The sequence below is a fragment of the Pseudobutyrivibrio xylanivorans genome (assembly GCF_008935055.1).
Lineage (GTDB): Bacteria > Bacillota > Clostridia > Lachnospirales > Lachnospiraceae > Pseudobutyrivibrio > Pseudobutyrivibrio xylanivorans_A.
Window position 1 is genome coordinate 2,063,819 of sequence record NZ_CP043028.1, and the last position, 17,390, is coordinate 2,081,208.

A 17,390-nucleotide genomic window follows, 5' to 3' on the forward strand; every position below is an offset into this window, starting at 1 on the left:
TTAAATTAAGGGTAGCCAATAGTGACTACCCTTAACCCTTTAACAGCTTCTTTAAAGCTTACTTTACCGTTACCTTTACAACTGAAGATGTGTTAACCTTGTCCAGCTTGCCATTTACAAGTCCATAGCCTTCAGTATGGTAGTAATAGGTTACACCACTAACCAAGTTAGAATTTGTGTATGAACCTGAGCTTGCAGGAATAATCGCAATCAATGTGCCCTCATCCGTATCGTTGCCAGCTCTGTAAATATAGTACAGCTTAACAGTTCCATCAGGGTTCCAACTGATTGTTGCCTTTCCTGAAGAGTTACTTACCGCCGTTATATCACTCTTAGCTATATCTGTGGTCTTGTAGATAACACTCGGGTCGCTGAAGATAACAGTGCCATCTTTAGTTACTGCGTAAGCCCTTGCAATAATCTTATACTCAGTACTGCTCTTCAGATTTTCAAATACTGTACTCTGCTTCTTGCCCACTACCTTTGTAATGGCATGGGTATCATAACCACCGTCTGAATTCTTCGTCTGAATCTCCAGCTCTGTTCCATCTGAATACAGATCCTTTACCCAGTTTACAGTCAGACTGTCGCCTGTATTGGTCTCATCTGGCGCGTTAAGATTAACCACGCTCTGAAGCTTGATGGTGTAAGGTACTTCCTTTGTTCCGGTGATTTCTGCAGATTTACCAGTGAATACTGCCGTTGCATCACCGTAAATATAATTGCCAAAATCAACTGAGTAATCACCAGTCTTTGTACTGTCATCATACTCTGTCAGGTTGTAAATCTTACCATCTTCCTCAAGATAAATCGTATATGGTGGTTCAATCTTACGGCTGGTATATCTCTGTGGTGAAGATAATACTACTGTACAATCAGAAATCGGTCTTGTAACAATTGTATAGGTTCCTTCTGCTGTCTTCTCATCAGAGTTTCCAACCTTATAGGTCATAACAACCCTAATATCGCCTAGTGAAATAAAGTCATTATCATCTGTAATCTTTTCGCTTTCGGAAATCTCACCATCACCATTCAAATCGCGATAGTAGGTTATATCCTTCTTGATTGCTGTAACAATGCTTACATCAATCTCATCCTTACTTGGCTTAATCGGATATCCAGTAAACTTATATGTCTTCTTATCAATGCTCAAAGTTACCTTATTCTCATCATACTCGATAAAGTATTCAAGCTCCTTATTACCTGTCCAGAATATGCTCTGTCCCTCATCAACCTGGTCACGTTTTGCTGTTCCTGTAAAGGTTACTTTACCATCCGAAAAGAACGTGCCATCTGAAGATTCATTCTTTCCGACGATATATTCCTTTCCAAGTGTAAGTTCTACATCAGCAGTCTGATCCATATTTGACTCAGCTACCAATACAAGCTTAACGTCTGGAACTATTGCTCCACCTGTATAGGTCTGTATTGGAAGAGCCTCATATTCTGTGTTAATCCACTCACCATCTTCATTCTTGAAGAATATCTTGGTCTTCGCCAAATCACCCCAAATATTGAAGGTAGCAGATTTTGTTCCCTTGTAATTGTTTACACCAGTTACTGTTACCGTTGCTATTCCAGGTACAATGTTGTTTGTATACTTAATCAGGTAATCTCCTGTTTCACCGTCGTCCTCGCTCTTTACAAGTGTACGGCTACCATTCTTAACGAGTATTTCTGGCTCATGCTTGTTTCCATCCCAATCCTCGCCATTGCCTTCGATGCCTTCCTCAGCAAACTGGATATAGAAGTCATCACCAAGATTATGTTCAAGAATCAGGTAAACAATTCTATATGTAGCAGCACCATCTGCAACAAAGTAGTTACTTCCTGTAGAGAAATCATCCTTTGTACTCTTCATGAATGAAATCTCTATGTAGCTACCATTGTTGAGCGTTCCTAAAGACTTATTAAAGGTCGATACTGTCGCAGGTCTTGGCCATGTAACCTCTAAGTCCGCATCTGAAACAACATTGGTCTTAGCCAGCTTAGAAAGAGTATTATCCTTTACAGTGACAGTTGGCTTAATATCAATTCCGTCATAAATTGCATAGTAGTAATTCTTGAAGTTATCATTGTTGGTCACATCTGGGAGAAGCTCTGCAGCCTTTTCTGCTGACAGTCTCTTAACTAATCCACCACTAACTGCAAATGTGAGTGCGCCATCCGTTGTAGACATAGTACTCTCATTAGTAAATGTCTTTGTTGGACTTACAATCTCTTTCTTGCTGATAGCAAACTTTGTCTTAAGTGTTCCACAGTATGTGTTCTTACCTGTGATAACAGCATACTTATAACCTGCGTTAATACATTTATCTGTAGTTCCAGTGTTGTCTGTAAAGGTCAATGTATAATCTGTTCCAAGTTTAAGTATCTGGGTACCATATTTAATTGTGTTAGCCTTAGGTGTCTGCTCTGCACCATTGAAGGTGTAATGCCATGCAACATTATCTGTACCGTCATAGCTAACTGTTGTATAGCCTTCGAATGTATCCTTAACTGTATAGACTACCTGCAAATCGTTGACAATATTGTTGATATTCTTACCAATATTGTATGGCAGAACAAGATTACCTGTGTAATTTCCCGCACCAGAAATAGTAACTGTAGGCGTACCCGCCGTAACCGGTGCATGATTGTCAGCAGTAACTGTCTTATCCCAGCTACCTGTACCAGCAGTTGTGTTGTTCTTTACTGATAATGTAAACTCCTTCGCTGGGTCTAATTCATGGTCAGTGTTATTAGCCTCTTTAACACCACTATCGATAATCTCAACCCTAGGTATATTATTTGGATTATCCTCTGCTCCAACAGTCTCAACATCATAGACATTGATAGTTAATGTATCTGTTACTTTTCCTGCAGTATCTGCCAATCCACCTGTATACTTATAGCCTACAATCTTACCATTCTCTTTAATCTCAGCTACTGTACCAACAAAACTACTCTTTGATGAACTATAGTAATAGTGGAAGTTATCAGGTAATGAACGCTCAGTAATGTTAAAGTAGGTCACTATCTGTGATGAGCAGTTATTCTTACCTTCGATGGTGATATTGTAAGTACCCATCTCCGTAATCTGGCCATCCTCATAGGTTTGTCCGTCTTTTGTTACAGTAATCTCGTAATCATAGAGATTTGCTGCATCAAGGCTGGCATCTGCACCCTTCTGAACCAGATATACTGGATACTCCACATCACCAACAGTATAGGTTGTTCCCGATGTGAGCTTCACAACATCGTAAACATTAATCTTGGCACCTGTAAACTGTGCTGACTGCTGTGCTATTTCAACACTGCCTTTGCTTAAATTAAGCTTATTGATTGTAAACTTCTTTGGATTCTGACTGGTCGAACCAGTTGTGTTTCCGTTAGTACCCGCCTCAATAATTACATATGGAGCATTGGCATCATTGCTAGATTTGGCCAAAGTATTATTATCATACAGCTGAATCTTGTAATCACCAGATACCCTGTCTGTCTGTTGCTGAAGCTTATTTCTAATGCCCTTTACTTCATCCACATAAAATACTTCAACTGCAGGCTTCTGCTCAACAAAGCCCTTAGTCTTATCCTTGTAATCAAGGTAATATCCTCCATAGGTAGCCTCTTCTACTACAACTTCGATATTCTTATGGCTTGAATCTGATGCTGTCGTAAAATCAAGCTTACTAATTGTGAACTCGCTATTCTCATCAGGCTTAAAATCATCGCACTCGTATGAGCCAAGTCCCACAATTGAAATATAACCAGTACCTGCCTTCTTGTTATCATGGTAGATTACGTCGAAGTCCGTACCCTTTGTAAGCTCTCTTGTGATACCGCTAACCTTAATGGTAGCCTCTACTATTGGCTCAATTGCTGCACCGTTATAGGTATATTGGTAATTCTCGGTCTTTGTAGTAGCCCATGGGTCATAAAGCTTAAATTCCGCAGTTTTCAAGCTTACTCCATCAACTAAAAAGGTTCCATTCAGCTTGCCATATACAAGCTCCTTATCCTTAGCCGTCGCTGTGATAGTATAGCCTGGATTAATATTTACCTGTGTAACAGTATCAGGTGTAACCGTTACAAGAGATATTAGTCCAGATGCCTTGTGATAAAGCTTGTCATTAGGGCCTCCACCCTTTGGTGTAATAATTACACTGTCAAGGATTGAGAATGGCTGACCTGTATAATTTGTCCTTGTTATTTCCTTACCCTGATCATTCTTGAATATCATGGTAGCATTAGCCAAATTATACTTGATATAGAAGTAGAATTTTGTTCCCGTATTCGAAGTATAATAATCACTATTGGCGGTAGCTGCTACATAAAGAATATAATATCCTGCATCTTTTGCTTTGTCCTTATTGACGGTGTCTGTCTCAGATTTGTGCTCCTTGTACTTATACTGAATTGTGTAATCACCATAAGTATCTGTGCTGGTTGTTGATGAACCAGGATTTCCAAGCAATCCGTCAGGCTTTGGCATATACGATGTTCCATCGCATTCGAATACCGTCGTATTATCCCAAATCAATCCAGAATAATTATTTAAATCTGCTAAGAAGCACACTGTCTTACTTGTTGCTTCGTCTGCGCCATACTTCACTCCAGTAGCAACACCATATGCTAAGTTCTGACCCTCAACAGTAATCTCTGCATCAGGACCTGGCTTGCCTACATTAGCTCTGGATACAGTATAGTTGTTCTCAGCTTTGCCACCTATAGTAGTTTGAAGCGGCAAAACGCCCTCATATTCAGTGGCAGTTTCTGACTTTTTGTAAACAATCTTAGGTGTAATTGTGCTTTCATTTGAAAGCAGATATTTCTGCTGCTCGAAATAAACCTTTGCCAGCTCGTTATCTCCATCTGTTGAAGATATATCCAGGTAAATTGTGAATGGAACTCTACAATAACCGCTATAAGTACTATTAGGAGTACTTTCTGTGTCTGCCTTTACAAAGATATAATTTGTCTCATAGCAAGGCTCAAAGTTTCCTTTACCAGCTACTACAATATCTTCATAGGATGTTCCAAACTGGGCATTAATCTTTGCTAAATCCTTGTCCTTATCAGTAACTACAACATAATCCTGTCCGCGAACCAACTCTGCTTCAGTTGACCATACATTCAACTTAAGCTCTCCGCTTTCAATGGCATTATTAATATCAACGATATTAAATGCCTTGCCCGTATACTTCATCCTTGTTAATGAGGCATCATAGTTCTTGATAGTATTAGTAACTATCTCATACTTTAGCTTTATGGTCTGTGCCTGATAATTCTTATTTTTTGTTTCAGTTAAAACAATCGTTATAGTTTTTGTTCCCACGCATGCCAAATCTTCAGGATTGTTCGGGTCATCATTTGTCATTTGGATAATATAATCCACACCAGCATTAAGTGTTACAGGGTCATTCGTGGCATCTGACTCAATAGAAGTAAGCGTAATTGTAGGGAACTGAGGCTGACCTGTATAAGTATATCTCAAGTAGTAGTCCTTCTTTGGATTTTCATCTGATAAATTGTAGGTTGTTGTACGCTGTTCAACCGCTGTATCATCTGTAATCGCAGTAGTACCTACCAGCTCTGTCTTGTGCTCTGACAACTTATTTTCTGTACGATAAATCTTTACATTACCTTTCGAAATAATGTTAGAAAGTGTAAGTCTATCAGTAAAGTTTCCCTTACCAGTTACAGCTGTCTGGATAGTGTCCGAGATACTTGGTCCAATATCGTAGGTTACAGGCTCATAATCTCTGCTAACAGACACATCATTGCCGTTAGCATCCTTTTCTATATTAAGTGCATAGCTAAAGGCTACTCCTCCACCATTATAGAATTTGAGCTCTGGTGTAATAGTCTGTACGTTTCCGGTATATGGATGTCGCACTGTACCGGTTGAAATAATACCTATAGTAGAATCTAAATTATCTTGGCTGCCCAGCACTTTTATAGACTGAGGGTAAATATCAAAGTAGAATTCAGCCTTGCCATAGTAGCCTGATGTACCAGCATCAGCATCAATTTTAACGTGTACAGTATTGAAATTAGTGCCAGTCTCATCACCAGCTTGTCTTGAACGATAATCGCTGAACTCTGTGGACATTTCTATGGTGTAATCATATACAGTCAATCCACCAGACTTTGCTGTCAAAAGTGTAAGTGTACTGTCTGCCAATTTTCCATACAATCTTATTCTAGGTGCCTCATTATTACCGCGCCAATTTACAATGTCAGTAAGAGGGGTCTCCTCTGTACCATGATTCTCACTCAGACTCAAAAGTGATGTATTTGTTGATTTTTTCAACATCTCGTCTGATTCCAAGTGTGGTCCAACAATTGTAACGATGGCGCTAGAAATATCCTGGCCTATCTGGTAGGTCAGTTCTCTTGCTCCACCATAATTTCCTCGACCTGTTACTTTAACCCTTTGTGTTCCTGCAGATTTTTTGTCATCGAGATAAGTGATATAGTAATCCCCTGTGGTTCCTGCTGCTTCACCTGCTGTAAGAGTCTTTCCATCTATCTTAATTACAAGATTACTAAGTAATTTTTCTGAACCATTCCATTGCTTTTCAAAATTATCATCCTCTGTAGGATCAAATTTTATGCTTGTGTTATCAGTAGAAATATCAATCGGGGAAACATTCAGATAAATCTCTGCATTGTTGTTCTTGTAACTTCCCTGACCATAAATAATCAACTTAGGTGATTCATTACGTCCTGATTCAGATGTGATATCGCAATTCTTTGCATTTATAACATTTACATAGGCATACCTGTAGTCCTTACCAAATTCAAGTTTCTTATTGTTTCCGTCTACATATACGCCAACACTACCGTCAAAGGCTGTGCCAGAATAAGTGATAGGCACATTACAGGTATAGTATCTGGTAATAGTGCCATCCTCTGCAGTGGACTCATATTCTCCAGAAATCTTTACCTTTTCCGCCTTATAATCCGACTTAATTGTAATCTTAGAGAACTCAGATTTATCACTGGTAATAGTAAAGTTTAGGACTACTGTACCCTTCAGATTGTTTGAACCCTTTACTGTTACGCTAGCTGTACCAACAGAAAGATTGTCAGCATAATCGATGGTATAGTTAACCTTAGTAGAGTCAGTCGCATCAACTCTGTTAATCTCTTTTCCATTGACCTTAACTGTAACGGTTGGCTCCTGTGAACTTCCATTGTACACAACACTATCCTTATCAAGTGTTACATATGCTTTTCCGGTATCTGTTTTTGAAAGCTCTGCTGGGTTAATTGTAAATTTGTAATTTCCACTACTGAGTTTCCCCTTAAAGTTTCCAGTTCCCTCAATATAGAATGTAGCTGTTCCAGCATTTGTATTGTCTTCACAGGTAAGTGTATAATCTGTGCCTCTCTTGAGGATATTTCCATCATAGGTAACTTTCACATCATAGGAATCACTTGTAGCTTCCTTAGGATTGCTTGCCTTTGGCTCAGCTGTAACCATATCAATAGCTGATCCCCTATAAGTCTTAGCAGTAACCTTAGAAATATCAACCATATTTGTAGTCAGAGATCTCTGAACTACCTTATATGTGGCTGTAACTGGCAACTTTCCTTTGAATGCGCCAGTTGCTGTTGGGGTAATTGTAATAACCTTCGTTCCCACATTTGCTGTTGCATCTCCGCTTTCCCCTTCATCAGATACTGATACAGTATAATCCTTGGCTGCTCCTTCTTCGTATATTGTTCCATCCATATATACGATGATATTAGGAGATGTTGCCACACCGTTATAAATCTTTTCGTATGGAATTACATAATTATTTTCCTTAGTTCCATCGTAAGAGCTATTACCAACCTGTATACGAACTATCAGGTTGTAGTCATAGTCTGCAACAATCTTATACTGGGCACTTATCTGCGTCTTTGCATCAAAATTAGTTCCTGCTCCTTTTACCACAAGTGTAGGAATATTTGTTGTGCCCGTTACATTTTTCGTATCACCTGTATAGGTCACATCATATTCAGATGTACTTAATTCCTTTGTACCAAACTTAACAGTAAAATGTGTACCTTTTTCTGGCTTCTTATCATTCCCATCATATGAGAACTCATTGCCATTAGTCCAAACTATCTCAGCCTTACTGATATCTGCTTTTAATACCCAGAAATCAACAGAGAACTTTGCACCTGCCAGTCCACCAACATTGCTGTTAACAGTGAACGTAAGGGTTTTCTCTCCTGCGGTTACATTGCTCTTTGTTGAGCCTCCCTTATCTGTTATAAGATAGGTTGCATTGCTCTTGTTAATAAAGTCTATTGTGTTTCCTTCAGAATCCTTGAATACAACATCAGTGCTCCAGTCATCTGAAAGACCTATCTCCTCACCAGTATAATAGCAAGCATTTAGCTTAGAATTATCGGTCAGTTCAACTGTAATACCCACCTCTGCTTCTGATGTTGTTGTCTTCGTCCATCTTACAGCCTCTGTTTGTCCTTCAGAATTAACCGGATTCGTAAAGTTTCCTTTACCTACCAAATCAACTACATAAACTTTTCCATTAATGCTTGTGTCTGTTGACACAATGCTAGCGGTAAAATCTGTTCCAAACTTAGGTCTTGTCTTTGCAGTGTATTCAGTATTATCAGGATCAACATTATCTATTGCTGTGACCGCTCCATTAGCCACAGTTAGCGTAGTATCATTTGTAAATGCACTTGCCTTTAACTCAATCGGATTAATTGTAAAGTATCTGTTAAAGGTAAATGTCTTTTCTTCAACGGTATATGAAATAAGCGCCTGCGCCTCTGTTGTAACATTAAGATTGTTACCAAATGTATGCTTTACTTCAACTTCATTGCCATCACTGGCTGTAGATCCTACATATCCTCTTACAGTCGGAGACTGTTCAACACCAGAATAAGGTGCTTTATACGGTGCCTGTGAATCATCTGGATCCACACCACCAATTGTAAACTGAATAGCCTTGATATCTATTGCCTTTGTTGAAGTTGTGCTGGAATTCTGATACCTAGCTGTTACTGTAGCTATTCCACCTGCCTTAACCTTAAATGCACCCGTGGATGCATTTACCTCTATGACATTTGAATCGCTGGAGGTCCAAGTAATATTTCGGTCTGCTGCAGTATTAGACAGCGTAGCCTTAAATGTTCCGCTATCACCCTTGCTATAGAGATATTTATCTGCTGTAGGATCAAGCTTATAAGGATTCAATCCAGAGCCTGCTCCTAATGCACTTGATGGGTCTGGACCACTGATTGATGTAATTGTATATGTATCACTTGCTGTAGCAGAAAGCTCGATATTGGAATCTGTCTCAATAAAGATACCAGCCTGCTGTTGTTCCCATGTTCCAGACTTAACATATGATTCTATAGTACCTGTACCATAACCAATATTCACATATCCGCTAGGTGTTGCCATTGGTATAACTACTACCGAATATGTATTGCCATATGTTACAAATCTATCCTGTCCACTTATACCACTTAGCGGGATTTCAATGTCCATCCAACCTATTGTGTCGGCATTAACTACATAAATATCCCCTGTCGTAGCCACAGCTGTTCCTGAATCCAAAACACTTGCATCAGTAAGATTCTTGTATGTTGTCGCACTGAATGTATATTGACCTACCATATCAACATAAAGCTTAAATCTAGCAGAATTAACCTTTAAGTATGGCTTGTCCGCATTAGTGTTATTGACCTTTGCATATCCAAATCCATCAATCATGGTTGGATAAAGAATTAAGAAGCTGCCTGGTGCTACTGTACCTGTTCCATAAATTGTAAAGTGGTCAGCTTCAAAATAAACATCCTCACCTACTACATCCTTCTCAACTTCTGTAACTGTATTATCATCTTCCAGTCTAAATACCGTTACATCCTCTTCGTTTGTTGCCTGAAGTTCATCAACACCCTTAAAACTAACTTGTACGCTCTCTCCATTGTCATTTGGTTGGTATTTGTTTCCACTAGCGTCCCAAATATCAATATCAAAGGCCTCGTATGCTATAAAGGTCTCATCCTCAAGGTTTCTATTAACTAAGTTTTCAAAGGATTTAGGGGATACTCTGTAAATTGTAACGGTCGAATGAGAAGGCATATTTCCAGCTACAGTAACAGTTGTGCTTCCAAATGTCTTGGAATAAGACTGATACTCAAGCTCCATATTTGGAGCACCACAGTATTTGCACAGACCATCATCACCATAGTCGCATGCTTCTCGTTCCTCTTCCTCACACCTTTCGCATCTCTTCATATGAGTACCATCACCATTTGCAATGTACTCCCACTGATGCTCGCACTCTTCCTCTTTTTCCTTATCTTCCTCTAGATCTTCCTTATCCTTTTCTTCCTCGTCCTTATTCTCCTCTGATTCTATTTCTTCTGTATCCTTCTCCTTATCTATATCCTCTTCATCTATTGTGGTAGTTTCTTCATCCTCTTTTATCTCTTCTTCGCCAGTTTCTGAATTATCAGTATCAACTGCTGCATCTTCTTTATTCTCTTCGCTTGTCTCATCTGTTTCATCTATGTATTCTGGGGAATCTGTTGCCTGAGCATCACCTGAAGACACCTGTGTTTCCTGGGTGTCTGTTGTATTATCTATATCTTCAATATTTTCTTCGCCTTCTTCGAGATATTCCTCGTCAGCCAGGTTATCTTCCTCAAGCTCATCATCAAACTGTATATGAGCTTCCTCAACCTGACCACATCTATCGCAGTATCCGTCTCCCTCACCAATTGGCTGAAGCACGTTTGCTGCATAGGTCTGCTCATCCACAAACTCTGGACATCGATTCTCTTCTGTGGCTATTACAAACACATCATTTCCAACAGTAGTTCCTATCAAGAACACTGTCAAAAAGAACGCCACTAATCTTTTGATTGCATTCAGGTTTTCTCTCATAGGCCAATTCCCCTTTTACAGTAATCCCCATTAACTGTAACTTTCCCTATTTTTGTAGCCCTACACTATTTTTGCATACCAAAAGTAAGCACAAGTATAGTGCTACAATTTATTTATCGGCTCTAATTATTATTAATTTTATAATGCTTAGGGGTATTAATTATGAAATAACTGTGAAAAGAATATGTTACTGTTGATAGTAACATTAATAAAAACCTGCTAACAAAAATCAAGCAGGAATTTCAAATATACTTTTTAAATAATTAATTGCATCACAATAAGGCTGGCGGTAGACCAGCCTTTAACTATATTTTTCTATTTATACACTTCACTTACTCTTGCATAATATATCCTTAAAAACTTGTTTAAACCTGCTATTTTTGCATGTTTCTTTGTTTTACCTTCAGCTTCCTTTTTCAGGATGTAATTGTATACAGCATTATCCTCTGGTTCAGGGTGACTCTTCAACACTCGCATAACTTCATACCCTACTTTTCGTAGCGTTGATGAACCTCTTTTCGTTATGCGCCGGTTTGAACCTACAAATTGTCCTGATTCATATGGAGGAGGATCTATTCCCGCAACAGCAATAAGGGCTTTTGCGCTATGAAGTTTTCTTATATCTCCAATTTCAGCAATCAACTTAGGTGCCAATACATCACCAACCCCACCCATTGCTCTAACAGTAGAATATTCAGGTAAACTCTTAGCAAGTTCCTTCATTCGTGTTAGAATTGTATTGAGGGTATCATCAATTGCTCTCAACACAGATATAGCTTCTTGTACTAACATTTTTGTAGATGGAGTACTTGAAGATAACGTAGGAATACCATTAGATGCCAATTCATATATTTCTTCAGCTTTTGATTGGCTCTTTTGGTATTTCTTTTCTTTAGCCCACTCACAATAGGCCACCACAAAATCATCACGACTCATTCCGATAATCAGGTCATAATGCCAGAAGCGTTCTACAAAATCACTAAGTTTATCTTTATTATTCTTTTCATCCCAACTATTAAATTTAGTTTTTAAGCCTGGCATTGTGTAATCTAACATATGAGTTAATTCTTGAAGCGCTTTAATGTGTAGTTCCATATAGAATCTGTAACGTCTCCCAAGCAACTTAAGCTCAGCATATATAGCCTCATCTTTGTCATAGTTTTGAAGCTTATACCATTTTTCAATACCATAGTTTGCTATGACAATTGAGTCCAATTTGTCTGTTTTAGCGCCACGAATGCTGTTATCTTTAGCATATTTTCTCATGGCATATGGATTTATTACCGACACAAAATATCCACGCTCAAGAAAATAAGTTAGCAATGGCAAATGGTATACACCTGTGGCTTCCATAACCAATCTTACTTCGCCATCCAGCTTCCTTAACATCTTCTCAAGTTCGCTGAGCTCACTTTCTGTATGCTGTACTTCAAACGGTTTTAATACAATTTCTCCGTATGGCTTCATAACGCATACAGTACTTTTACCTTTAGAAACATCAACACCTACGCTTATCATTCTAAACCTCCCTCTACATAAAATTTAGTAATTGTTCCAACCGCACTTATTACCATTCAGTTTAGTTGGTTACGCGGGTGTCGCTCCCTACCTGCCTAATCGAATGCTTATAATAAGGGGTTGGTTAACGGTTTTTATTGCGGATGATTAATCCAAAAAGCCCCACGTCAGACCAATTACTCCCCTTATTATAAAAAAATAAGTGCAGAAGTTAGAGTTAATTACTCTCTAACTACTACACTTTTATGGTACTAAAAGCCCCTAGCAGGGGCTTATAATTTTAAATGTATTATATTTCCACCAGACACTTATACAACAGCTCCTCGAAAGGTTCGTAATTCAATATCGAGCTCTCCTTGCTGGCCAGTATCATGTCATTTTTAGTTGTCTTAGAAAAATCTATATCGAAGTGATTACTGTTCTTACAGATATACTCGATAAATACTCGCTGGGCGCGTCCGTTACCCTCTCTGAATGGATGAATCATATTAATCTCACCAATCAGATAGGCCAGCTTCTTTGCCATCTCCTCTTTGTCCGTGACATCCAGTAGATAATTATTGGTAATAATCCAATCCTGCACCTTTTTAAATTCAATCTCAATAAACTGGGTTAGGCAGAAAATGGTGCCTTTAGAAATATCCACAGTGCGGATTTGACCTGCCCACTCATAGATATCCTGGAACATATACCTGTGAATTGCGCAAAGATGGTCTAATGAAAAATCTCCCGGAATTGGACGCTGGCTGATTTCAAAATAGCGGGCAGAAGAAAGCTCCTGTTCCACCTTGAAAAGCTCATCCTTATCCGTGATGTTAAGTTTGTTCTTTAGGACATGGGTGTGTGGATAACAGTACTGGCCATTATCCTCGTACTCATATCGATAATACTCATCCATCATAGGCTTAACCTACCGAAACATACCTAGATGTAATCTCTCGAACTACATCCTCAACATCGATTTTCTTTTCAATTATCATTCTCCCACGCTCAATCTCCTCTGGAGTGAGAATCATATCCTCCATCGCAAATGAAGCTTTGATGCTAGCGATTTTCTCGTCTGTAGACATTAGTCTCTCCTTATTTATCGTCGTAAACTTCATAAAACTGAACGCACTCCCCATCTTTCGTAACGCGTTACACCATATAACTATGTTTCATTATATCACATTTCGAATCCTAAAAAAACAGCTAGCCGGTAGACCTCAAGCTCTTGGTATTACTCAAGCGAAACATTCTACGTTGAGCGGAGTAATACCAAGGCTTGTAGGCGTAACCGGCTAGCGTGGTTATTTATGCATTTTGAATTTTTCCAGTATAAAGCTGGTAGTATTTACCGCCTTCACCTATGAGCTCCTCGTGTGAGCCTCTCTCAATAATGCGTCCCTGATCAAGAACCATGATACAGTCAGAGTTCCTAATGGTAGAAAGTCTGTGGGCGATTACAAATGTGGTACGACCATGCATCAGCTTATCCATACCATCCTGTACAATCTTCTCAGTACGTGTATCGATAGATGATGTAGCCTCATCAAGGATAAGCACTGGTGGATCTGCGATTGCAGCTCTTGCGATGGCAAGCAGCTGTCGCTGTCCCTGTGAAAGGTTTCCACCATCTCCACTGATTACTGTGTCGTATCCCTGTGGTAGTCGGTGAATGAAGCTGTCTGCATTAGCAAGCTTTGCTGCTGCAATTACCTCTTCATCAGTGGCATCCAGCTTACCATAGCGGATATTGTCTGCAATAGTACCTGTGAAAAGATGTGTATCCTGAAGTACGATACCAAGAGACTTACGCAAATCAGCCTTCTTAATCTTGTTGATGTTAATGCCGTCGTAACGAATCTTTCCATCAGCAATATCGTAGAATCTGTTAATCAGGTTAGTAATAGTAGTCTTACCAGCACCTGTAGCACCTACAAAGGCAATCTTCTGGCCTGGAGTAGCAAAAAGCTTGATGTTGTGAAGTACTGGTTTGTCTGGGTTGTAACTAAAGTCAACATCGTCAAATACAATATCACCAGTGAGCTTCACATAAGTGGTTGTGCCCTCTGCCTTGTGGTAGTGTTTCCAAGCCCACATACCTGTACGCTCTTCACACTCAACGATTTCGCCGTTAACCTCCTTGGCATTTACAAGCATTACATAACCATCATCAACCTCAGGCTGCTCGTCAATAAGATCAAATACTCGCTCAGCACCTGCCATAGCAAGTACGATTGACTGGAACTGCTGTGAAATCTGGTTTACCGGCATGTTAAACGCACGGTTAAACTGAAGGAATGCAGCCAAGCCACCAAGTGTAAGACCTGTCCAGCCGTTGATAGCAAGTGTTCCACCTACTACAGCACAGGCAACATAACTGATATTACCCATCTGCATATTTACAGGACCGATGCAGTTTGCAAGTCGATTAGCCCTGTAAGCATTGTTGTAAAGCTCCTCGTTAAGCTCATTAAACTTCTCCATTACTTCTTCTTCATGGCAGAATACCTTTACAACCTTCTGGCCCTTCATAATCTCTTCGATGTTACCATTTACGGCACCGAGAGCCTTCTGCTGCTTGCGGAAATAACTACCTGAACGTCCAGCCACTGCTGCAGTGGTAAATGTAATTAGGACAATCATGACAATAGTAACGATTGTAAGTGGCCAAGATGTCATCACCATGTATATAAATACTGTGACGATAGTGATTGCACTATTGAGAATCTGTGGGAAACTCTGTGAAATCATCTGACGCATTGTATCGATATCATTGGTGTAGATAGACATCACATCGCCGTGAGCATGTGTATCGAAGTAGCGAATTGGCAAATCCTCCATCTTCTCAAACATATCATCTCTAAGAGAACGAAGTGTACCCTGTCCAACAAAAATCATTGTGTAGTTGTACACGTATGTCGCAATTGCACCAAGTGCATAATAAGCAATCAGCTCCTTAATGGCATCTGCAAGTGGACCGAAGTCCTTACTTCCGCTTTCAAGCATTGGCACGATGTAACTATCAATAAGAGTCTGCATAAATGCAGTTCCCTTTGCATTACATATAACTGCTATAAAAATACCTATAACAACTACTATCAAATGAAGCCAATATTTGCTTCCAATATATTTGAATAGGCGGCCAAGGACTCCGCGTCTTTTAGCCTTCTGCTCTGCAGTTAATTTAGGAACTGCTCCTGGTTGTGGTCCTCTAGGCATTGTCCTTACCTCCTTCCTCATCTACTTTGTCAAAGTCACCGCTTCCAGCACCTGTCTGCTGCTCGAAAATCTCGCGGTAAATCTGATTTCTGGCCAACAATTCCTCGTGTGTACCAAAATCGTCAATCTTACCATCATCCATAACGATGATTCTGTCAGCATCCATTACTGATGATATACGCTGAGCAATGATAAGCTTTGTTGTATTTGGAATTTCCTCACGGAAAGCCTTTCTAATCTTAGCGTCTGTAGCTGTATCTACAGCTGAAGTTGAATCATCTAAGATAAGAATCTTTGGCTTCTTAAGAAGAGCTCTGGCGATACAAAGTCTCTGGCGCTGTCCACCAGATACGTTGGTTCCGCCCTGCTCTATGTGAGTGTTATATCCATCTGGGAACTTCTCTATAAACTCATCAGCACAAGCGAGCTTTGCTGCATGCTTAACCTCATCATCACTAGCGTTCTTATCGCCCCAACGAAGATTCTCAGCAATTGTTCCTGAGAAAAGTACGTTATTCTGTAGAACTACAGAAACCTGATTTCTGATAGTCTCAACATCATAATCCTTTACATTAACGCCACCAACAAAAACCTCACCTTCGTTTACATCGTAAAGACGTGAAATCATTGAAACCAGAGTAGACTTAGCAGAACCAGTTCCACCCAACACACCGATTGTTTCGCCTGAGGCAATCTCAAGGCTTATATGGTCAAGTACTGGTCTGTCTGCTGTCTTATTATAGCCAAACACTACATCCTTAAACTGGATAGAACCATCCTTTACCTCATAAACTGGGTTCTCAGGATTTGTGATTGTACTCTTCTCCTCAAGTACCTCGTAAATACGCTGCATGCTGGCGATTGACATTGTAATCATAATGAAAATCATAGCAAAGAACATAAGTGAGAAAAGAATGTTCATACAGTAGCTGAAAAGTGAAAGAAGCTCACCAGTTGTAAGTGTGCCATCTAAAACGATGTACTTTGCACCAAGCCAGCTTATAAGGATAATACAGGTATAAACCACCACATTCATGAATGGCATTGTAAACGCCACCATCTTCTCAGCAGATGTGGCTGCCTTGTAAATACCATGGCTGCCATCTGTGAATTTTTTCTTTTCAAACTGCTCACGTACATATGCCTTTACAACGCGCATACCTGTGATATTTTCCTGAACAGATGCATTTAGCGCATCATACTTCTTAAATAATGTATCAAACAATGGGCGTGCCTTTACCATTACAAATCCCATAACTGTAAGAAGCACAATCATGGCAATCAGATAGATTGAAGCCAAGCGCGCGTTAATTCTGAACGAAAGAATCATAGCTACCGCAACTGTAACTGGTGCTCTAAATCCCATTCTCAAAATCATGATAAATGCGTTCTGTACGTTTGTAACGTCTGTTGTAAGACGTGTTACAAGACCGGCTGTTGAAAACTTATCAATATTCTCAAAAGAGAAGGACTGAATATTTTCAAACATTGCCTTTCTAAGATTTTTAGCAAGTCCAGCAGATGCCTTACTTCCTAAGATAGCACCCATAATACCGCCAAAAAGGCCAACTACTGCGCATCCAAGCATCATTGCACCGATTCGGTAGATTTCACTCATATTTCCTGAATTAACACCAGTATCCACAAGGTCGGCAATTAGAAGTGGAATAAACATTTCCATTGCAACCTCGAGAATCATAAATACAGGAGTGAGCAAAGCTGATGCCTTGTATTCTTTAATTTCCTGCAAAATTCTCTTAACCAA

6 protein-coding genes are annotated in these 17,390 nt (G+C 39.5%); all 6 read right to left on the reverse strand.

The window, feature by feature from the left end; genetic code table 11:
• Nucleotides 1–58: 58 nt before the first annotated feature.
• Nucleotides 59–10,903: an Ig-like domain-containing protein gene (locus FXF36_RS09360; protein ID WP_151623502.1), complete on the reverse strand. Its 10,845-nt coding sequence runs from the start codon at nt 10,901–10,903 to the stop codon at nt 59–61.
• 315 nt (nt 10,904–11,218) lie between these two features.
• Nucleotides 11,219–12,421 (reverse strand): IS110 family RNA-guided transposase, encoded by a 1,203-nt coding sequence (locus FXF36_RS09365; protein WP_151623503.1) that lies wholly within the window; start codon nt 12,419–12,421, stop codon nt 11,219–11,221.
• Between the two features lie 289 nt (nt 12,422–12,710).
• Nucleotides 12,711–13,322, reverse strand: a complete 612-nt coding sequence (locus FXF36_RS09370; protein WP_151623504.1) for a Fic/DOC family protein — start codon at nt 13,320–13,322, stop codon at nt 12,711–12,713.
• A gap of 4 nt (nt 13,323–13,326) precedes the next feature.
• Nucleotides 13,327–13,491 carry an antitoxin VbhA family protein gene (locus tag FXF36_RS16320; protein ID WP_167511349.1) on the reverse strand — a complete coding sequence of 55 codons (165 nt, stop codon included), beginning with the start codon at nt 13,489–13,491 and terminating at the stop codon, nt 13,327–13,329.
• Nucleotides 13,492–13,714: 223 nt separating this feature from the next.
• Nucleotides 13,715–15,625: an ABC transporter ATP-binding protein gene (locus tag FXF36_RS09375; RefSeq protein WP_151623505.1), complete on the reverse strand. Its 1,911-nt coding sequence runs from the start codon at nt 15,623–15,625 to the stop codon at nt 13,715–13,717.
• A complete protein-coding gene (locus FXF36_RS09380; protein ID WP_151623506.1) occupies nt 15,618–17,390 on the reverse strand; it encodes an ABC transporter ATP-binding protein in 1,773 nt (590 codons plus the stop codon). Before FXF36_RS09380 ends, FXF36_RS09375 begins: the two co-directional genes overlap by 8 nt.

What these genes read in the sequence shown, in the direction of transcription:
- FXF36_RS09370 (WP_151623504.1), bottom strand. Translation starts at nt 13,322, where the DNA reads ATGATGGATGAGTATTATCGATATGAGTACGAGGATAATGGCCAGTAC.
- FXF36_RS09360 (WP_151623502.1), bottom strand. Translation starts at nt 10,903, where the DNA reads ATGAGAGAAAACCTGAATGCAATCAAAAGATTAGTGGCGTTCTTTTTG.
- FXF36_RS16320 (WP_167511349.1), bottom strand. Translation starts at nt 13,491, where the DNA reads ATGTCTACAGACGAGAAAATCGCTAGCATCAAAGCTTCATTTGCGATG.
- FXF36_RS09365 (WP_151623503.1), bottom strand. Translation starts at nt 12,421, where the DNA reads ATGATAAGCGTAGGTGTTGATGTTTCTAAAGGTAAAAGTACTGTATGC.
- FXF36_RS09375 (WP_151623505.1), bottom strand. Translation starts at nt 15,625, where the DNA reads ATGCCTAGAGGACCACAACCAGGAGCAGTTCCTAAATTAACTGCAGAG.